The 20,074-nt window shown below is 34.6% G+C and carries 23 protein-coding genes; 14 read left to right on the forward strand and 9 right to left on the reverse strand.

Annotated elements, in window-relative coordinates:
- Positions 1-11: 11 nt before the first annotated feature.
- Genes NHG49_RS08955 through NHG49_RS08965 form a run of 3 tightly spaced genes read left to right on the forward strand, consistent with a single transcriptional unit; the run spans position 12 to position 3,795 of the window.
- The gene (locus tag NHG49_RS08955) at positions 12-1,682 is read left to right on the forward strand and encodes an ABC transporter permease (RefSeq protein ID WP_098111811.1); all 1,671 of its coding nucleotides are present in this window, start codon (positions 12-14) and stop codon (positions 1,680-1,682) included.
- Positions 1,679-2,941: an MBL fold metallo-hydrolase gene (locus NHG49_RS08960; RefSeq protein ID WP_142315092.1), complete on the forward strand. Its 1,263-nt coding sequence runs from the start codon at positions 1,679-1,681 to the stop codon at positions 2,939-2,941. Before NHG49_RS08955 ends, NHG49_RS08960 begins: the two co-directional genes overlap by 4 nt.
- 20 nt (positions 2,942-2,961) lie before the next feature.
- Positions 2,962-3,795: a hypothetical protein gene (locus NHG49_RS08965; protein WP_064476514.1), complete on the forward strand. Its 834-nt coding sequence runs from the start codon at positions 2,962-2,964 to the stop codon at positions 3,793-3,795.
- A 51-nt stretch (positions 3,796-3,846) separates the two neighbouring features.
- Here the strand turns inward: NHG49_RS08965 and NHG49_RS08970 are convergent, their stop codons facing one another.
- Positions 3,847-4,269 (reverse strand): YfmQ family protein, encoded by a 423-nt coding sequence (locus NHG49_RS08970; RefSeq protein WP_064476513.1) that lies wholly within the window; start codon positions 4,267-4,269, stop codon positions 3,847-3,849.
- A 131-nt stretch (positions 4,270-4,400) separates the two neighbouring features.
- Between NHG49_RS08970 and NHG49_RS08975 the strand changes: the two genes are divergently transcribed.
- The 6 genes from NHG49_RS08975 to NHG49_RS09000 all read left to right on the forward strand — a co-directional run bounded on the left by NHG49_RS08975 (position 4,401) and on the right by NHG49_RS09000 (position 7,892).
- Positions 4,401-4,517 (forward strand): hypothetical protein, encoded by a 117-nt coding sequence (locus NHG49_RS08975; RefSeq protein ID WP_002011946.1) that lies wholly within the window; start codon positions 4,401-4,403, stop codon positions 4,515-4,517.
- Positions 4,518-4,582: 65 nt separating this feature from the next.
- Positions 4,583-4,744, forward strand: a complete 162-nt coding sequence (locus tag NHG49_RS08980) for a hypothetical protein (RefSeq protein WP_061680580.1) — start codon at positions 4,583-4,585, stop codon at positions 4,742-4,744.
- 161 nt (positions 4,745-4,905) lie between these two features.
- Positions 4,906-5,541: a cupin domain-containing protein gene (locus NHG49_RS08985; RefSeq protein ID WP_064476512.1), complete on the forward strand. Its 636-nt coding sequence runs from the start codon at positions 4,906-4,908 to the stop codon at positions 5,539-5,541.
- A 101-nt stretch (positions 5,542-5,642) separates the two neighbouring features.
- A complete protein-coding gene (locus NHG49_RS08990) occupies positions 5,643-6,734 on the forward strand; it encodes a serine hydrolase (RefSeq protein ID WP_098103331.1) in 1,092 nt (363 codons plus the stop codon).
- A gap of 121 nt (positions 6,735-6,855) precedes the next feature.
- On the forward strand, positions 6,856-7,431 hold the full coding sequence (locus NHG49_RS08995) for a histidine phosphatase family protein (protein ID WP_222655002.1): 576 nt from the start codon (positions 6,856-6,858) through the stop codon (positions 7,429-7,431).
- 89 nt (positions 7,432-7,520) lie between these two features.
- Positions 7,521-7,892 (forward strand): hypothetical protein, encoded by a 372-nt coding sequence (locus NHG49_RS09000; RefSeq protein WP_046959012.1) that lies wholly within the window; start codon positions 7,521-7,523, stop codon positions 7,890-7,892.
- An 18-nt stretch (positions 7,893-7,910) separates the two neighbouring features.
- Here the strand turns inward: NHG49_RS09000 and NHG49_RS09005 are convergent, their stop codons facing one another.
- From NHG49_RS09005 to NHG49_RS09015, 3 genes are read right to left on the reverse strand one after another with little or no spacing between them, the layout of a single operon-like run.
- Positions 7,911-8,771: an alpha/beta fold hydrolase gene (locus NHG49_RS09005; protein WP_149174132.1), complete on the reverse strand. Its 861-nt coding sequence runs from the start codon at positions 8,769-8,771 to the stop codon at positions 7,911-7,913.
- A gap of 36 nt (positions 8,772-8,807) precedes the next feature.
- Positions 8,808-9,137: a DUF3147 family protein gene (locus tag NHG49_RS09010; RefSeq protein WP_103655426.1), complete on the reverse strand. Its 330-nt coding sequence runs from the start codon at positions 9,135-9,137 to the stop codon at positions 8,808-8,810.
- Positions 9,121-9,531 (reverse strand): MarR family winged helix-turn-helix transcriptional regulator, encoded by a 411-nt coding sequence (locus tag NHG49_RS09015; RefSeq protein ID WP_064476507.1) that lies wholly within the window; start codon positions 9,529-9,531, stop codon positions 9,121-9,123. The genes NHG49_RS09010 and NHG49_RS09015 overlap by 17 nt, the downstream gene beginning before the upstream one ends.
- Positions 9,532-9,655: 124 nt before the next feature.
- On the opposite strand from NHG49_RS09015, the gene NHG49_RS09020 reads away from it, so the two are divergent.
- Positions 9,656-10,483 carry a PP2C family serine/threonine-protein phosphatase gene (locus tag NHG49_RS09020; RefSeq protein ID WP_064476506.1) on the forward strand — a complete coding sequence of 276 codons (828 nt, stop codon included), beginning with the start codon at positions 9,656-9,658 and terminating at the stop codon, positions 10,481-10,483.
- Positions 10,484-10,525: 42 nt separating this feature from the next.
- Here the strand turns inward: NHG49_RS09020 and asnB are convergent, their stop codons facing one another.
- Positions 10,526-12,349, reverse strand: a complete 1,824-nt coding sequence (asnB, locus tag NHG49_RS09025; protein ID WP_064476505.1) for an asparagine synthase (glutamine-hydrolyzing) — start codon at positions 12,347-12,349, stop codon at positions 10,526-10,528.
- 263 nt (positions 12,350-12,612) lie between these two features.
- Here asnB and NHG49_RS09030 point away from each other — a divergent pair, with 263 nt between their 5' ends.
- Both NHG49_RS09030 and NHG49_RS09035 read left to right on the forward strand, forming a co-directional pair.
- Positions 12,613-13,179, forward strand: coding sequence for a sigma-70 family RNA polymerase sigma factor (locus NHG49_RS09030; protein ID WP_098103325.1), 567 nt, complete (start codon positions 12,613-12,615; stop codon positions 13,177-13,179).
- Positions 13,176-14,282 (forward strand): DUF4179 domain-containing protein, encoded by a 1,107-nt coding sequence (locus NHG49_RS09035; RefSeq protein ID WP_222660949.1) that lies wholly within the window; start codon positions 13,176-13,178, stop codon positions 14,280-14,282. The genes NHG49_RS09030 and NHG49_RS09035 overlap by 4 nt, the downstream gene beginning before the upstream one ends.
- Positions 14,283-14,321: 39 nt before the next feature.
- On the opposite strand, the gene NHG49_RS09040 is transcribed toward NHG49_RS09035, so the two are convergent.
- Positions 14,322-15,395, reverse strand: a complete 1,074-nt coding sequence (locus NHG49_RS09040; RefSeq protein WP_088048483.1) for a WD40/YVTN/BNR-like repeat-containing protein — start codon at positions 15,393-15,395, stop codon at positions 14,322-14,324.
- A gap of 212 nt (positions 15,396-15,607) precedes the next feature.
- Between NHG49_RS09040 and NHG49_RS09045 the strand changes: the two genes are divergently transcribed.
- The gene (locus tag NHG49_RS09045) at positions 15,608-16,507 is read left to right on the forward strand and encodes a cation diffusion facilitator family transporter (RefSeq protein WP_064476501.1); all 900 of its coding nucleotides are present in this window, start codon (positions 15,608-15,610) and stop codon (positions 16,505-16,507) included.
- A gap of 193 nt (positions 16,508-16,700) precedes the next feature.
- Positions 16,701-16,871: a Fur-regulated basic protein FbpA gene (gene fbpA / locus NHG49_RS09050; RefSeq protein WP_088048484.1), complete on the forward strand. Its 171-nt coding sequence runs from the start codon at positions 16,701-16,703 to the stop codon at positions 16,869-16,871.
- A gap of 56 nt (positions 16,872-16,927) precedes the next feature.
- Here the strand turns inward: fbpA and NHG49_RS09055 are convergent, their stop codons facing one another.
- From NHG49_RS09055 to NHG49_RS09065, 3 genes are all read right to left on the reverse strand, one after another.
- Positions 16,928-17,599: a GntR family transcriptional regulator gene (locus NHG49_RS09055; protein ID WP_046959020.1), complete on the reverse strand. Its 672-nt coding sequence runs from the start codon at positions 17,597-17,599 to the stop codon at positions 16,928-16,930.
- Positions 17,600-17,615: 16 nt separating this feature from the next.
- Entirely contained in the window at positions 17,616-18,581 is a 966-nt protein-coding gene (locus NHG49_RS09060) for a DMT family transporter (RefSeq protein WP_088048485.1), read from the reverse strand.
- Positions 18,582-18,767: 186 nt separating this feature from the next.
- The gene (locus NHG49_RS09065; protein ID WP_258125836.1) at positions 18,768-19,955 is read right to left on the reverse strand and encodes a GTP-binding protein; all 1,188 of its coding nucleotides are present in this window, start codon (positions 19,953-19,955) and stop codon (positions 18,768-18,770) included.
- Positions 19,956-20,074: the final 119 nt, after the last annotated feature.

A 20,074-nucleotide genomic window follows, 5' to 3' on the forward strand; every position in this document is an offset into this window, starting at 1 on the left:
ATGGTGATTACATGGTAAATCGATTCGTATCAGTAAGACAAGTTGGAATGACGGTAGCGTTGTTGCTTGTGGCGATGTTAATCGTCATTCCGCTTTTCCTCATTTTATTTTCTAGTGTATACGAAAATAGTAGTTGGAATTTTTTAAAGCCTTTTGAAGTGATGCAGAGTGGTGGATTAGCGGGGATTTTTCTAAACTCGATGCTTTTAGGTGTACTCGTAGTAATAGGAGCAACTATATTTGCATTTCCATTAGCGTTCATTATGAGTAAAACAGATGTTGGAAAGTATAGTAAGTTGGATATTATTTTTATGATTCCATTTATGACACCGCCGTATATTGGATCGATGGGCTGGATTTTGTTCATGCAACCGAACGGCTATTTCGAACAGTTTTTTCCGATGCTAAAGACGATTTCATCTTCGTTTTTTAGTTTAGGCGGCATGGTTTTAATTATGAGTCTGCATTTATTCCCATTCCTTTACTTCATGTTGAAAAATACGTTACTTCAAATTGGGAGTAGTAAAGAAGAAGCTGCAGCAGTTCATGGTGGAGGCTTTTTCTACCGTTTAAGAAAAATAATATTGCCATTATTAGTTTCAAGTTATGTAATGGGTGCTTTACTCATTTTCGTAAAGACGATTGCTGAATTTGGAACACCGGCTACATTCGGACGAAGAATAGGATTTCATGTGTTAACATCAGAGATTCATAAATTTATCTCAAGTTGGCCGATTGATTTTAGTAGTGCAACAGCATTATCTTCTTTATTACTTAGTGCATGTATGCTCATTTGGTATATGCAAAATGTTTTGAATCGAAAGTACTCATATGCAATGGTTAGTGGAAAAGGTGTGAAATCTAAAAGGTATACATTGTCTATATTTACGCGCATTGTAGCATGGGTTTATGTAATTGGTTTATTAATCGTATCAATTGGAATCCCGTATTTTTCTATACTGATTGCTTCATTATCGAAATTAAGAGGCGACGGCTTACAGGTAAATAACTTTACAACGAGCCATTATGAAGCATTATTTACAATTGGCTCTCCAGGATTAGAAGCTTTATGGAACAGTTTTCTTTTTTCACTTATAACAGCGATTATTGCTGCTATGATTGGAGTATTTTTGGCACTTATGATCCGAAAGGGCGAAAAGTCTTCTGAAAAATGGCTTGATATGTGCGGTATGTTACCGAATATGGTACCAGGAATCGTGATGGTTGTAGGGCTTATTTTATTCTGGAATTCACCCTATATGCCCCTGTCAATTTACAATACACCAGTTATGGTTATCGTAACGTACGTCGTTCTTTTTTTACCTTATACGGTGCAGTATGTAAAAGCATCGCTTGGGCAAATTGATGATTCTCTTGTACAGGCAGGAAGTATTTTTTCTGGAAATTATATTTATATTTTTAGAAAAATAATATTACCTCTTATTATCCCGGGAATTCTTGCTGGATGGGCGATGACATTTACAATCTCGATAAGAGAATTAGTAGCATCGCTTCTCGTATTACCTCCATCAGTAGAAACGTCAGCAACATTTATTTTTGCTCAGTTTGAACAAGGAGAAGTATCTATTGGCATGGCAATGGCTGTCGTTTCCGTTGGACTTACAACAATATGTTTATTACTTCTGCAACATATGGAGCAAAAACGAAAAGGGGTAGCATGATGAGGATAGAAGTATGGGGAGGAGCGGGAGAATACGGTCGTTCCTGCTACTTCGTAAAAAATAAAGAGACGAAAATAGTATTTGATTGTGGTATTAATCGATCATATGAGGATAGTTATCCAAAAATAGATAGGGAAGTTGTACCGTTTTTAGATGCAGTATTTTTATCACATATTCATGAAGATCATACGATGGGCTTACCTTTATTAGCGAAGTATGGATATAAGAAAAAAATTTGGACGACTCGTTATACGAAGGAGCAACTTCCCGCTTATTATGAAAAATGGAGAAACTATAATTTGACGCAAGGATGGAATGTACCTTATAACGACCAAAATGTTAAAGATTTAAATTATGTATATATTGATGAGATTAGTAATCCGAATGAATGGATACAGATTACACCTACATTGCGTTTTCAATGGGGGTATAGTGGGCATGTATTGGGGGCTGTTTGGTTTTTAGTGGACATGAGTCATACATATGTATTTTATTCTGGCGATTATTCAGCAGAGTCTAACATACTACGAGCTAATTTACCTGAGAAGTTGCGCGGCGATATAAAAGTCGCAATCGTAGATGCCGCTTATCATACTGATGATGTTTCGCAACATGAACGAATAAATGAACTGTGTACAGAAATTGAACGAGTTGCGCAAAAGAAAGGAATAGCATTATTGCCATTGCCACCGCTTGGTAGAGCGCAAGATATCGTATTGTATTTATATGAAAAGTATAAAGAACTTCCCATTATAGTAGATCAAGAAATTTTGGATGGATTCCAAGAAATGTTCGTATATAAAGATTGGCTCAAAAATAATGAAGAACTTGAACGGATCCTGGAGAGTTTAAAAAGAAACATAATCGTTATGGATCATGACATCGGTACGCAAAATAGTTATGGAATAGTTATAATGAGTGATGCGAATATGCAAACGAAACGAGCGCAGTTATATTATGAACAACTGCGATATGAAGAACGACATTCCATTATATTTACTGGACATATTGCTAAAGGGAGTTTTGCAGACAAAGTTTTGAAAGAACGTGTAGGTAAAGAATGTAGGGTGAAGCGAGTTCCATATAAAGTTCACCAAAGTATAAGAGATGTGAAAGAGATGTTAAATACATTATTACCAGAACATACGGTGTTAGTACATGCTTTGAAAGGGGATACGGATCGATTACAGAAAAAGCTTAGCACGGCAGGGTATGAAAATGTGTATTCACTTACTATGGAACGTATAGAAGTCATTTAAAATGCAAAGGAGATAGGTATATGAAAAAAGTATTTGTATTCGTAAGCATTTTATTTTGTTGTTTCCTTTATAACGTTAAGGAAGGGTTTGCTGCCAGTCCAATGACACCTAGTTTTGAAGTGAAGTTATTATTAAAGCCAGAACAAGTATTAGGTTACAACAAAGAAATGAACCAAGAGATATTAGAACATTTTCAGGCTGGTACAAATTATGAAAGAATACAAGTGCAATTTTTAGATACAGCAAATAAAAATTTAAATAATGAAGGGTGGTTTGCGAGAATTCGAAAGAAAGAATTTAGTAAAGATTTTGAGCTAACATATAAAAAAAGATATCCTATTCAAAATGGTGTAATTCAAGATGCACTAGAAGTGGCTAAAAAGGATGGATTTGATAGTAAAACCGATAACTATGAGGCGGAAATAGATTGGGGATTTGAGAAGAAAACGTTAAGTATTTCAAATAAGAAAACCTACAGTGCTAAAGGGTATGGAGTACTTGATTTACCGAACGAACGAGCCGCTCAAAACATGTTAATAGAAAAGTTGCCAGGGAAAATGAACAAATGGTCGTATACGAATTGGGGAGAAGAAATGCTCAAGAACTCTCGTATTTACGGTCCTGTATTAATGAAAAGGTATACAGGGGAGTTTGAAAATATAAAAACGAATATTGAAGTTTGGCCACTAAGTAATACAGGGAAAATAGAAGATGATTTCGTAATAGAAGTGTCGTTTAAAACAAATGAGGAAAGTATTGCAACAAAACAAAGAGAATTATTAATGAAGAGATTAGAACAAAAAGGATGGTTGTTACCGAAAGATAGTTTGAAGACAGAGCTTATTTTTCAGTGAATAGTAAAAAGGAATCCGTATATATGGATTCCTTTTTCTAATATATGAGTATTAAGCTAAATCAGCTGACACGAACATATCATTATTTTGAAGGTTTTTAGAGCGTAAACTATAAGCAACTACCTTCTTTTTATGTTGCTTTACAACATCAACATGCTCTTCATGACTATAAATGTAAAAGATAAAATCTTTTTTACCACGTTTTTCATTGATAATTAAAGGCGTGCCCTCATTGTGTGGTGGTGCGTAATAGCGATCTAAAAATAAACCTTCGTTAAAATCATGAATAATTTTGGATTTTTGTTCGCCTTCTAAGTTGTTTCCATTAATTGTAACAGTCACATTCTCTTCTTCAAGTTGTGGATGTGTCTCGTACTTGCTAATAATGGATTCAATAACAGAGTTGGGAAGGCTAGAAACGATAATTTTAAATGCCCCAAATACAATTAACATTACAATAAACCAAGTCGTCATAGTATATCATCCCCTTTATCCCACAGTAACGGTCCGTAAAAGCCCGGTTGGTGCGGGCTAATAATCAGTGTGGGATAGATCCCCCATACTGATTAAAATTTCACTTTATCCTATTTAACAATATAACTCATATGGTAATAGTACATATGGTGAAGTTTTGTATAATTTGTGAAAAATATGCCATTTTTACGAACGAAATATTAGAAAAATCAATTTTGTTACAAAAAGTTGAAATCGAAGTATTTTAAAAGAAAAAGGTTTATAATAAAAATATAACTACTAACAACATTACTAATTATAAGGAAGTGTAACTATGAGTACTGTAACAATCGTATATGGTATTATTCTTTCTACAATTATTGGTTTATTTATTGTCGGGGTTTCACGTTATATTCATAAATGGAAAGAAGGCGTTGCGAAATTAAATCACATTGAAGAAGAACTTAGTGATTTAATGTTACATCATGGCAAGTAAAAAGTTTATTTTTTAACTAAACAATGTGAAGAATATCACAAAACATGCTCTCATCATGAAGGCATGTTTTTTTGTTATGTGAATGATAGGCACATTCATACATTTTTTCCATAGGATACAGTGTGAAAGTAGAAATGTTCGGAGTGGAAAAGAGGGATAAAATGAGTAGTTCAGGTTATGTTCCAGATAATAAAAATTTAAAGAAAAGTTCAGGAACTCCAAACCTTTTCTTTGATTCGAGAAAAAATGTCTTTTTTAAAAGGGATGATAAAAACGTTGCATATGAAGTTACGTCAACACAGTTACCAGCGATGATAGGAGGAGCGTTTGTTGATTTATTTATGACAAAAGGGCATATGCGGGAACCGCATTGGCATCCGAATGCGTGGGAATTAGATGTTGTTGTATCAGGAGAAGCAGTTACATCCATTTTAAATCCCGAAACGAATCAATTGCAAAATTATCATATAAAGGCGGGGCAAACTGTCTTTATTCCAATGGGATGGTGGCATTGGATTACAGCGATAACAGAAGAAGTACAATTACATTTGTTTTTCAATAACGATCAGTTTGAAACAGCAGAAGGATCAGACATACTTAGATTAACACCGCCAGAAGTATTTCAAGCTGCATATGGTGTAAGTGCAGAAAAATTAGGAAAGGATCTTTCGCCAATTAAGGAGTCAGTTGTAATTGGTCCTCCTAACTCAAATCGACTAAATAGCGTTAAAGAAAGTGACGACTCAAATATAGTTGTTACGTTAAATGGACAAATAACATCATGTGAAATAGAGTAACTCTTTCATTTTTTAGGAAGAGTTACTCTATTTTGTATAATTTTGTATTTTGATTCGCTATAATATATTATATAGAAGGGGATTTATAGAGGGGGCATATTGTGAACATATTAAAGATTATAGGAATTGTTGCAGGAGTCATTATAGTAGCGGTTATAGCTTTCTTTGTTATTATGAAGTACTATTTGTCAAAAGAAGATCCTGATTACGTATTAAAGTACATAAAAGAACATAAAGATGATAAAACATGTTCATTACTAATTAGAAAAAATGGGAAAATATTAACATCTATAAATGAAAATGTAAAATTGCCATTAGCGAGTACGGCAAAAATCGTAATAGCAGTTGAATTTGCTAAGCAAGTGTCAGAAGGAAAGATAAGCCGTGATGAACAAATTTCATTGCAGGAGTTAGAAAAATATTACGTTAAAAACACTGATGGTGGAGCGCATCCTGACTGGTTAGAAGATGCCAAAGCGAGAGAATTAGTGAAAAATGGACAAATCGCCTTAGAAGAAGTCGCTAAAGGGATGATTCATTATAGTTCTAATGCAAATACAACATATTTGTTAGATAAGCTTGGAATAGAAAGGGTAAATGAAAGTATAAAAGAATTAGAGCTTACTAGTCATGACAAATTCTCTTCGTATACTGCTGCACTATATATGAGAGGGTATGTAGAAAAAGAGCTTCATGAGCCAGAAAATCAATCATTAGAAATGATACGTAACATGTCAAAGGATGAGTATAATAAACATGTGTTACAAATTCATGAATGGATGAAAGATGAAGAAGAATGGAAAAAACGGGATATCCCATTAAAAGTAGATATGGAATTTCAGCGAATTTGGTCAGATCGATTAGTGGGTGCAAACGCTAAAGATTATATGAGTATAATGGAAAAGATAAATAGTAGAAAGTATTTTCCAAAATCAATGCAAGAAGAAATCGAGAATATTTTCAAAGGAACAGTTGATAATAGTAAGTTAGAATTTGCTGGTCAAAAAGGTGGATCTACCGCATTCGTATTGACAAAAAGTTTGTATAGTACAGATAAGAAGGGGAATAAGGTAGAAGTTGTAATTATGTTTAATGGTATAGAAGATCAAGTTGCATATCAAAAGCTAAGAAATAATATAGATTATTTTATTCAAGATGCTATAACAGATGAAGAGTTTAGAAGGAAATTATAATGGAATAATTTTATTATGTAAACAAGGACGCTTTTTAGAAAGTGTCCTTTTCTTTTTATAATACAGGATTTCTTATTTGTTTCATTGAATATAGATTGAAAATAAGAAAGGAAGTTGAAAAATGACGACAATATATTTCGTTCGCCATGCCCACTCTACATATACAAAACAAGAACGGGAACGGCCGTTATCTGAAAAAGGGCATTGCGATGCAGAGAATGTAACACGCTTGTTAAAAGGTAAACATATCGATGTTGTGATCTCTAGCCCGTACAAAAGAGCAATTCAAACTGTGCAAGGAATCGCGAATACATATAATATATCGATACAAATAGAAGAAGATTTACGTGAAATGTTATTAAGTACAGAGCCGGTACAGGATTTTGATGATGCTATGGAGAAAGTGTGGGGAGATTGGAATTATGCATACGAAGGCGGAGAATCAAATGATGTAGCACAAAGACGCGCTATAATATGTATGCAAAGTATATTAAAAAAATATAAAGGTAAGAATATTGTAATAGGTACTCATGGGAATATTATGGTATTACTAATGAATTATTTTGATTCGAAATATGATTTTCAGTTTTGGAAAATCCTTCATATGCCTGACGTGTATAAATTAACTTTTGATAATAATTGTTTCAGTTCTGCTGAAAGAATACAGTCTACAGATTATCAGATAAATAATTTGTAAAAGTTTATCAAAAAAAGAGGAAAGGGAGAAGTTATTGTAGAAGTATGACTTTGTAACATAAAAAATTTGTGTTAAAGGAGGCTGTTTACATGTTTGAGAAAGAGAAAGAAGGGCTTATTGAAGTTCAGAACGTATTTGAAATTGTACCAGCAGATGGAGCAATTATTGGTATGGCAACGGAAGAAGAAATGGAAATTGCTGCTGAACTAGAGCTGCAGTACTATGCCCATTCTCGTTTGTTAGAAGCAAATATTCAGTTAGACGGTTCCTCCTACAAAGAGTTACTTCAGGAGTTCCAGGAGTACGAAAGAAAATCAATGAGCTTTTGGCGAGCGATACATAAGCGTTTAGCTGTGCCGTGGGCATGGGTATTACGTATTGACGTTGCGAATGGCCCTATATATGTAAGTAATGGGAATTCGTATTATGAAGAAATCGATGATGAAGAAGATTATGAATAGATAAGTAAGGAAGCAGCGTTAGTTGCTTCCTTTTTTTATTTGCAAGGGGTGAATTGCTTCAATAATAATATCTGGTCGATCATTTTCTATTCCGTGACCAGCATGTTCGGCAAGTATATATTGACTATTTATTGAGAGTTGTAGTTGTTCATGAATCAGTTCTTGCCACATTGCTTCTAGTTGTGTGGCTTCCTCTTTTGGCATGCCATCCTCAGTCAACTGAGTAATAGAATATTGAGGGTCTCTACCGATAACGATTAAAGGTGTTTCTAATGTTTTATATAACTCTTTTATTAAGCGAGCACAATTTTTCCACGCACATAGTTCAGAAGCTGTCGCTTTATATAATAGAGGAGAGGTAGAAAATTCAATGTACTGTCTTGGTTGATCAACGAGTATAGGTTTTAGTTCATTATAAAGCATATCTATATCCATTTTGGAGTATGTAATATATTTTTGAAACCACATATTATCCGAATCCGTTTGGTCAGAAATTGGTAAATGAAGTTCATCTAATCGGTGTAAGTTCATAGAAGTAGAATCAACTAAAATAAGTGCTTGCAGCTTATCTTCATGTAACATCGCAAAATGTTGTGCACATAAGCCTCCATAGGAATGACCGATTAGAATGATAGGTTCCTGAATAGCAAGTTTATGTAGTAACATATGAAGTTCGTTTGTCGCTTGTCTTGTAGTACGCGAATAATCTCCTAGTTCACTTTTTCCGTAACCTGGGCGATGGTATGAAATGACTGTAAAATGTTGTGAAAGTTTTTCTATAATAGGGAGCCAATCATAAAATGAGCAACACATTCCGGTCTGAATAACTACCGTTTGTTTACTACTTCCTTTTATATATACTTCTATAGTTTGCCCCAGTACCTCTACAAATTTATAAATAGTAAACCCTCCTAACTAAGCTTGAAATAATTTTTGACAAGCAAAAACGATACACCAAACCCCAATTCCGAGTAGGACAGATGCACTAAGTGAAAACGAATTTTTCAACCCAATATAGACGATAAATAATAGTAGTGCGGATGCAGGAAATCCGTATAATACGCCTATAGCAAATTGACTTAATTCTTGTTTGTTCCCACCTTCGAAAGAAATCCAAAATAGGCTTAGTAAACTAACGAGTGGAAGGGCAGCAATAAAGCCGCCTACCGTACTATAATGTTTGGCGACTTCAGTAATCACACCGATAATAAGTGCCGAAACGATTACTTTAACGAGGAAATGCATATTGTGCCTCCTTCGCTAATAACGAAAAGGCTTTTTCAATTAATTGTTGTTCTTCTTTTGATAACTGTGATTCTAATATTTTTATCTTTTCTTTATCTAGTAAAGTATGCTTTTCTAATACTTCAATGCCGTCTTTCGTTAAAGTAAGGTTTACGACCCTTTCATCTTGTTTATTTCTTTCTTTCATGATAAATCCTTTTTGAATAAGGCGCTTTACGTGTTCAGACGCTGTGTTATGAGAGAGACTAAGCTCAGTAGCCACTTTTCCAATTGTTATATCTTTCTCACGAGAAACGATTTGTAAAATACGAATGGCTTGGTGGGAAAGGTTGTCTTCATATTCATATCGTAAGTGATAATAAATACTTTCCCAATGTTGATTGATGTCTTTCATAATGATAAATCCCCCTATTTTTATATCGCATAGTAAGATATATTCGTGAGAATAGAAATAAAATCCTTTTATTTGGATGGAAAATGTTGAAAAAGTTTATTTTTATTGAAATATAAGGTAATCTATGTGTAAAGGTATACATTTAGCAGGAGAGAGGATGATAGCTGTGAATACATTCAAATGGATGAGTCATGAACAGATGTATGTAGATGAAATACATGTTGAAAAATGTGGTCCTCTTTCAGTCGGCGTATATGGGGGAAATCAAGAAAGTGATGCATATGAAAGAGGAGATGCGGTGCTTGCTTGGTGGGATCCTGAATTACAATTTGAATTTGTTATGATTTTTGATACACACCACAAAACAAAAAATATAAATTATATAATAGAAGCGATTTCAGAAAGAAAAGAGAAACTAAAAGAGCTATTCTCATACCCAATACATTTAGCTTTTCATCATACACATATGTACTTATTAGCGTTATTTACAGATGAGCTGTTTATTGAAAAATGTGATCAAGATGATGAGGAACTTGCATGCTTAATTTGTTTACGAAAAGGTGAATTTTTATATTGGCTATCAGTTGGTGATTGCTTCGCATATTTATTCCATTCTGAGAAAACGAAGAATAGTAAAGGGCGGTTAAATAAACGGAAGAATTACGAATATATCGGTAGGAAAAATATTTTCGCAGCAAATACACCTTGTTTTACGTCAGGTGTAAGGGGATTAGAAAAAGGAATGAATCACATCGTCATGGCAACGGACGGTATTTTAGAGTGTGATAAACGAAAATTTGATGATGATCAATCTTTAGTAGAAATATTGCACGACGGAAGTTGCTTACAGATTGAGCCAGTATTAACAAATGTACTGCAGTGGAAAGGTAGAGATTGTGCCACAATTATTGGGTGGTCTATTGATACTGAAAATAAACAATGTGCTAATTAATATAAAAGGAGTTCAAGGTTTTTATCCTTGAACTCCTTTTTGTTAAGCAATATGAATATGATACGTTTTCAACCATTCATTTACTTGTAGCATATATTCCATAGCACTTCTTGCTTCAAAATTGTTAATTTCTTTATTACTTTCATCGGCAATGGCAAGTAATGTGGAATGATTAATAAGTGAGAAAATAGGATTGTTTTTATTACTGCACAAGTCGAGTGATAAATGACGGATTGTTTGTAAATAATGTGGATCTTGTGAAGTTGGATAAGCACTTTTTCTTCTATTGCGTACATCGTCAGGTAAAGCAGGTTGCAGTGCTCTACGTAAAATACCTTTTTCAATATTATCAATGCTTTTTATGTTGAAAGGAACGTTCCATAAATATTCAACTAATCTATAGTCGCAAAACGGTACACGAACTTCAAATCCTACAGCCATACTCATACGGTCTTTACGGTCAAGTAAAAACGGGAGAAATCTCGTTAAAAATAAATAAAACATTTGACGTTGTTTCGCGGATTTTTTATTTTCGCCTTCAAGAGTAGGTACTTCAAGTATCGCTTCTTGGAATCGTGTATCAATATAGTTTTCTAATTTGCATTGGTTACTTACTTCATTTAGTAGAAGAGGGGAAGTGTTTTTCCAATTTGTTAGCCAAGGAAATTTATCGACAAATAGTAAATCCTCTTGATGAAACCAAGGGTACCCACCAAATACTTCATCAGCAGATTCTCCGGATAAAGCTACAGTTGCATCTTTTTTCATTTCGCAAAATAGTAAATATAGTGAAGTTTCCATTTCGCCAGCACTCGGTAAATCTTTTGCACGGAGAGGAACGAATAAGTGATTTGCTAATTCTTCAGCATTCACAATAATGTCATGATGCGATGTCCCTACATGTTCAGAAACGCGTTTTACCCAAGGGGCGTCTAAACCAGTGCGAGCAAATGTCAGCTCGAAATCTTTGGCGCTATTTACAAAGTCAACGGAATACGTATGAAGTGTTTTATTTTCAGCGGCAAATTCTTTCCCCGCTAGTGCAGTAATACCGCTAGAATCTAACCCGCCCGATAACATGCAGACAAGAGGAACATCGGCAATTAATTGTCTTTTTACTGTATCTTGTAAAATAGATAAAATATGTGATGATGTATCTTCAGTACAGTCTGTATGAACTTTACTTTCTAAATTCCAATACTTCTTAACTACTTTTTTATCACGTGTAAACGTTATAGAATGTCCAGCACGCACTTCTTGAATATGTTTAAAGACGCCACATCCTGGAGTTCGAAATAAGCCTAATCCAAATATTTCGCTTATGCCATTTGCATCAATTTCAGCAGGAACAGATGGATGAGCTAATAATGCTTTAATTTCAGATCCGAAAATAATGCTGTCATTTCTTTCAGTGTAAAAGAGTGGCTTTACGCCTAAATGATCACGTGCTAAAAACAACTGTTGCTTCTGATCATCCCATAAGGCGAAAGCGAAAATTCCGTTTAAATGTTGTACGCAATCTTCTTTCCATTCTAAATAAGCATGTAGTAACACTTCTGTATCTGAATGCGTTTCAAATGCATGACCACATTTTCGAAGTTGCTCTCTCAGTTCACGGAAATTATAAATTTCTCCATTATAAGTAAGAGCATACGTATAATCACCAGCACGAAATGTCTTCGGCTGTGTCCCGCCTTCTGGATCAATAACAATTAAACGCCGGTGTGCAAAAGCCGCACGTGGTGAAAACCAAAATCCTTCAGCATCAGGACCACGATGCTGAATACTATTTGCCATCTCTTCTAAAATAACATGTTGTTTTGAAAGATCTTCCTTCCAATCGACCCAACCTGTAATTCCACACATACACATCTCATCTCCTAATTTAAAATAGTAGATTAATGAAATAAAATGTACATCAAGTTAAAAAGTCACTACATAAATAGTGTACTACATGAATTAAAGGGCAGACTTGAGAAAATTTTCTTGTAATACATAGTTATGTGAGACAATGGCTTAGGGAAAGTATTCCATAACATACAAAAAATAAAAAAAGATGAGAGAAAATATTTTGTAAGACGTTATATAGGGTGTAAAAGCTTTTACAAAAAAATAAGGGGAATCGCTACATGAAATCAAATGAGAAAAATTTTATAAAAAGATTACAACGGCAAAAAGAAGATGCACTAGAATTCGTTGTCGATACATACTTACCACTCATAAAAGGAATAACGCACAAAGTTCTTATTCCAGTTCAAAATGATGGACTCATAGAGGAATGTGTAAACGATATATTTCTTTCCATTTGGAATAACGCAAATAAATTTCATGGAGAGCCGAGTGACTTTAAAAAATGGATTGCGGCGATTGCGAAATTTAAGGCGATTGATTATTATCGGAAAGCGACTAGGAAAGTAGAAATTATTTCAGATGAGTTTCATATTAGTACGGAAAAGTCAGCGGAAGATGAATTAATCGTTATGGAAGATAGGGAAGAGTTATTGAAGCTTATTAATCAATTAGAACCGTTAGATCAAAAGGTGTTCATTATGAAATATCTTCTCGGTATGAAGACAGAAGAAATAGGAGATAAGTTAGGGTTAACTCGGGCAGCGATCGATAATCGTGTGTACCGTGGAAAAAAGAAACTACAACAAAATGCTACGAATATTAGTTTTGGAGGTAGTGCAATATGAAAGACATTTATGAACTATTAAATGACATTGATATAGATGAAAAAGAACTTGAGGAAATTGAGGCTTCTGAAATTGAAAAAGAAAAAGCGAAGCGCAATGTAAAACAATCGATACGTACGAAGAAAAAGATGAAAAGTTGGAAAAAAAGTGTCGCTGCTGCATCTATTTTAGTAGGGTTATCAGTTGCAACGCTTGGTATCGGGTTTCCTACATATGCCGGGGGATTGCCAATTGTAGGTGACATATTCCGATTTTTAGATAATGGTAGAACAGGGTTATATGAAAATTATAAAGAATTTTCGACTGAATTGAATATGATGAGAGAGAGTAATGGGGTTAAGGTTACAATTAATGATGCTGTGTTCGATGGTAGAACAATTACAATCACATATTCTATTGAAAGCGAAAAAGATTTAGGAGAGAAACCGTTCCCATTTGGAAGTCCGCAAGTGATGGGCTTTGATGGCGGAGGAGGTAGTTCGGACGTTACAAAAGTTGGAGAGGGAAAGTATGTAGGTATGACTACGATGAGTGGTCATGGTAGTGAAAGGTTAGATGTTGCAAATGTTTGGTGGGATATAGAGGCAATTGAGTTGGATTATGAAGGTAATGCAATAAAGGGGAACTGGAATTTCGCGCTTAGTTTAAAAGCAATGGATAGTAAAGAAGTAAAGGTTAATAGGGTTTCTGAAAATGAATTAATAAAAGTAAATATAGACAAAATGGAAGTAACCCCGATGTCCTTTATCGTTTTTTATAATCAAGAAGAAACTAAGGCATTACGAAGTATATGGGATAGTGCGGATGTTGAGTTAGAAATAAAAGATGATTTAGGAAATCATTATGCTGGTGAAGGAAATGGCGGAAGTAGTACAGTAGCAGAACCCCATAAAAGTAGTTGGAGTGCTACATTCCAAAAGTTAAACGAAAATGCCACAAAGCTTATCGTTACACCTCGTGTGCACTTGCGAGTTCATACACCTGAAAATCATGGTGGAGTGGAGTATGTGAATGGAAAAGAGAAGAAAATTGAAGTGCCGAAAAAAGAAGCGAAGAGTAAAGATATTGTTCTAGATGATATCGTAATTGATTTAAAGAAATAGAAGAGAGACTGCCTAAAACCGTTAGGCAGTCTTTTTTCGTTAAGAACTAGCTACAAGTAACGCATGCGGATGCTGCGTTTTATACTCATCTTTCCAAGGAATGTTTAGTTGTTCCCACGATTCGCCGCTATCATTGGATTGAAAGATGCCATTGTTATTTAAAGTGTAAAACGTATGTGGTTCTGCTGGATTTGTTGCAAACATTGAAATGACTGTACCAATTGCAGATGGTAGACCTTGCTGCACTTGCTGGAAAGGAGAATCTTTCGTTTTACGATAAATATAAGATTCATAAGGAATACGATGATGAGCGAGGTCAGCACTCGGTGCGGCAGAAACGAGGATTGTATCACAATCAGCCGGATCGATAGCCATGCTATATAGATAATGATGTTCAAGTCCTTCACTGCATGAGATCCAGCTGTTTCCACTGTTATAACTTTCAAGATATGCGCGATCAGGTCCGCCCATAAATCCGTCACCACATGATGCATAAAGGCGATTTGGAGCGTCAGGGTGCATAAGCAATTGATGAGCATCGATAGGAGCACCAAATTTTTTATCAATCCAAGTATGCCCTCTATCATTACTTTGAATAACAGCACCAGCTTCAATTGAAACATGGATTGTATTTGGGGTGTTTGGATCAACTGTAATCCAGCGTACGTGATGGGTGAAAGGTCTAGGCGGAAAAGCCCACGTATAAGAAGATAATAATGATTTCATATTTTTAAGTTCAGTCCACGTTTCACCACCATTTTCAGAACGGAATAAAGCGCTCGGTTCTGTGCCGACATAAACGACGCCATAGCCGTTAACTTGCTCATTTGAGCTTATCGTTATAGAAGTAATCCAAGAATGTAAAATACCATCTTCTTTAGGGAAATCAAAGTAACGATATGAATCTCCAATCGGTCTCCATGAATCCCCACCATCGTCACTTAACCATAAACCTCGTCCAAATGTGCCGCAATATACACGGTTCTTTTGAAATGGATCAACAGCAATACAGGTAGGTTGCATATTTTGTAAGTGATACGCTGTTTCAAAGTGACCATATTGTTCTTTCACTACAACAAGTTCACGCTCCATACAGAGAAATAAACGTTTCATTTTAGTAACCTCCTTAGAAATTCTTTCATTAGTAAACAATATGAAGCTGAAAAGGAAGTAGTCTTATTTTTTGTTGAGAAAAAGGACTTGTTTGAAAAATAGCGAAGTGTGTAGATAGAGGAAGCGGGCGTTTATGGGCAGTTAATGGGGGATAAAGATAGGGAATGTGTTTCATACTAACATACAGATATTGCACTTAAAGGAGCATTCGTATGGGACATTCACATGATCACGGTCATTCAAAAAATAAAAAAGCGTTATTAATTGCCTTCTTATTAACGACAAGCTTTATGATTGCTGAAGTTATTGGGGGATTTGTAACGAATAGCTTAGCACTATTATCTGACGCGGGGCATATGCTAAGTGATGCAGTATCCTTAGCGCTAAGTTTACTTGCATTCAAGCTTGGAGAAAAAACAGCAACAACTGCGAAAACATATGGGTATAAGCGAGTCGAAATGTTAGCGGCATTATGTAACGGTGTCGTTCTTATTGTCATTTCAGTATACATTTTTATTGAAGCAATTCGCCGTTTTAAAGAGCCAGTTGAGATTGCTAGTAATGGGATGCTCATTATTGCTGTACTTGGTCTGCTTATTAATATTTTATCAGCTTGGATATTAATGAGAGGCGGAGATGTGAAGGGGAATTTGAATTTAAGAAGCGCGTTCCTACACGTATTAGGCGATCTATTAGGATCAGTCGGAGCGATTATTGCTGCGCTATTTATTAAATTTTTCGGATGGACTGTTGCTGATGCGATTGCTAGTATTCTTGTGTCTATTTTAGTCATTATTAGCGGATGGCGTGTAACACGTGATACCGTTCATATATTAATGGAAGGTGCACCCCAACACATAAATGTTGAAGAGGTAAAAAGTACATTATTAAATATTACGGTTGTAAAAGAAGTTCATGATTTGCACATATGGTCTGTCACATCTGATTTTCAAGTATTAACTTGCCATTTGATTATTAAAGGTGATGAAACGCAAAATGTATTAAAAGAGGCTACGGATGTATTAAAGGAGAAGTTTCATGTAGAACATGTCACCATTCAAGTAGAAATAGATGGTGAATTTAATCATAGTGAGACAACTTGCAAAGTATGAAAGAAAAAGGATAAGAAAATGTGTCATAACATTTTTCGCACGGCATACATATATATAATGTGGCCACAAATACTTTGTAAGGTAAATATTTCATGAAATTACTTTACTTATAAAGAGTCATCTTTTATAATCAAAAGTGGTAATTGATAAAGATTATCATTTTCAATGATCGTGGAAAGGAGTTTTTTAAAAGATGAGTAGTCAACTCCGTTTTGCTGTTGAAAATCGTAAGAGGCATTTAATTGATGAGTTAATTGGAGCAGGTGTGTTTAAAATTCGCGACCGACAATTATACGAGCTGTCTTTAGAAGAATTGGAAAAAGAGTACGAAGATATGGAAGATTATGCAGATATTAAGGCATAGCTATATAGATTAGTAAAAGGTGAGCTGGTTACGATTTTGTGTAACCAGCTTTATTATTATTTCGTAGAAATTATTTTTGATATTTCTTTCATTGGACGGAGCCAGTTTTGAGACATCATTTGTTCCATTTGTTTTTCGTCCTGCTTTTGCAATGCTTGAATGATAGAGTGATGTTCTTCAATAGATTGACTTGCTGGAACAAAGTTTTGGAAAAATAAATATTCAAGGCGTAGAACATGAAGTTGCATATTTTCTAGAAAGGGTTCAATATATTGGTTTTTAGCAATAGAAGAAATTGTATTGTGAAATTGTATATCTAGTTTTAAAGCTTGTTTTGCGTTTTTCTTCTCTATAGAGCGCTGAAAATCAGCATTTATTTCAGAAAGTAGTTTCAGATCAGCGTCTGTAATGTTTTGAAGTGCTTGCTTTCCTATAATAGAGTGAAGACCAGCCATCGTTTCATAAATGATAGGAATGTCGTCTAACTTAATAGGAGCAATTTTTGTTTTTTGCCCAGGTACCATTTCCACTAATCCAGAAAGCTCTAATATTTGAAGTGCTTCTCTTACAGGTGTTCTGCTTACTCCTAGTGCTTCAGCCAATTCCCCATCATTAATTTTTTCATCAGGCTGTAAAACACCTTCAATAATCCAATCTTGTAATTGATTTAAAACGAGTGATTTTGCCGAAACTCTTCCTTGTTTTTTATAATTTTGAGGGATGGGCATAGTGAATTCAATCCTTTCATTGTATATTTTCTTTTTTCTCATGAACAAACTTTAATTCCTGTTTCCCTTCATCCGGTTTTTGACTTAAGATGAGCACCATTACAATGACACAAAAAGCCCCTAATAACTGAAAAGATTGAAAGGGTACGTGCAATATAAGTACAGAAGAAATAATAGCCGCGAGTGGTTCAGTACAACCGAATAATGTTGTTTCTTTCGGAGTCAGGTATCGTATGCTGTCTAAGTATAAATAAAATGCAATCAGTGTCCCGAAAATGACGACAAATGTTATGAGCGGTAGGGTACTTAGTTTTACATATTTCATAGTCGATAATAAAATGAATTCGTTTGTAGAAATAAAGTGTAGAATCGTAACGCCAATACCCCCAATAATCATGCCCCATCCAACGATAACAGAGGAAGACCACCTTTCTAGTAATCCCTTTGAATATAAACTATAAAAAGCAAGAGATAATCCAGATAAAATACCCCAAATAATAGCTGGTGTAGAAACAGCCAAGTTATGAACAGACCCGTTTGTTAGTAAGAGAAAAGTGCCTACTAATGAAAGGGTAATGGAAATGAAATCAATTTTTGATGGTCGAACGTTCCATTTGAAAAGTAAGTATACAGTGATGAATATGGGAGCTAAATATTGCAATAATGTTGCGACAGCGGCATTTCCCTCTTTAATAGAAGCGAAGTACGTGTACTGTACAGCAAGCATACCGAATAGGCCAAACAATATCATTTTAGTAGCATCAGATCTTTGTTTCCATATGCCGAATATTTCTTTTTTTCTCGTTCTGAATGATGAAATAAGGAGCAAGATAAAGCCTGATATAAGCAAACGAATTGTAACTAACCATTCAGTAGAAACATTTTCATATTGAAAAAGTTGTTGTGCAGCTGTCCCGGACAAGCCCCATAAACAAGCACCAATTACAACCATAATGATTCCTTTTAAACGATTTGGATCCATACTGTATATAGTCCTCCTTTTAAAAATATATATCGGATACAATATGCAATATATCACAGAAAGAAACATTAATAAATTGAAATTTCTTTCTTAATGTAAAGTGTTATTCAAATTAAAGAAAATTTGTTAAATAAGAGAACGATAAAATAAAAAGGCTTCTGTTTACGGAAGCCTTTTTATTTTAGATTATGAAGTGTAAGTAAAAGCCGGAATAGGATCAACAAATGTATTCCACTTTTGTTCCATTTCCTTGTCTGTTAATAGACAATCATCTAATGATTGTTCAATCACAGAATGATTCATATCAATACCGATAAATACGAGCTCAGTTATTCGATCTCCATATCGCTCGTCCCAGTTTTTCAATACTTCGGGTTCTTCTTTAATAATTTGATTTCTTTCAGTTTCAGGTAATGCGGCTATCCATTCACCTGCTCCTTGAATTGTAATAGAGGAACCTGCTTGAGATAGAAGCCCTATCATATTATTACGAGATGCGAGCCAGAAAAAGCCTTTCGCTCTTACAACATCTACAGGCCATTTTTCTAGCCAATTCATAAGGCGTTCAGGATGAAAAGGGGATTTACGACGGTATACAAAGGAATTGATACCATATTCTTCAGTTTCGGGTGTATGATGTTCACTATTTAGTTCTTGCATCCAGCCCGCCGATTGACTCGCTTCCTCATAATTAAATAAATTTGTATTTAAAATTTCTTGCAATGGTACATTGCTAAATGAAGCTTCAATAATTTTTGCATCGGGATTTAATTTTTGTAGTAAATGATGAAGTTCTACCCTATCTTCTTTTTCTAGTAAATCAATTTTATTAAGAATAATGACATTCGCAAATTCAATTTGGTCTATTAGTAAATCAATAACTTCTCGAGTATCATTTTCATCGATAGCCTGTTTACGGTCTAATAAACTTTCACCATCTGCAAAATCATCCCAAAATTTATTTGCATCTACAACTGTAACCATCGTATCGAGGCGACAATTTCTCGTTAAATCGATATTAAGTACTTCGTCAGTATAAGTAAATGTTTGGGCAACTGGAATCGGCTCACTTATACCTGAAGCTTCAATAACTATATAGTCAATATCACCGTTTTCAACAAGCCGACTCACTTCTATCATTAAATCTTCTCGTAGTGTACAGCAGATACAACCATTTTGAATTTCTACTAATTTCTCTTCCGTACGTGAAAACCCACCTTTTTTTATAAGCGATGCATCAATGTTTATTTCACTCATATCGTTAACGATAACAGCCACTTTTAAGTTGCTCTTATTAGCCAAAATATGATGTAGTAGAGTAGTTTTTCCAGCTCCTAGAAACCCACTTAATACAGTGATAGGTACTTTTTTCATAAAATGATCTCTCCTTTAAATCGTAATGATTACGTTTTATATTAAGTGATAGAAAAGAAAAAATCAATAATAAATCATAATGATTACGATTTAAGAATAGGAATAGACTATAAAATTTG

It is taken from the genome of Bacillus sp. IBL03825 (genome assembly GCF_024712505.1).
GTDB classification, from domain to species: domain Bacteria; phylum Bacillota; class Bacilli; order Bacillales; family Bacillaceae_G; genus Bacillus_A; species Bacillus_A wiedmannii.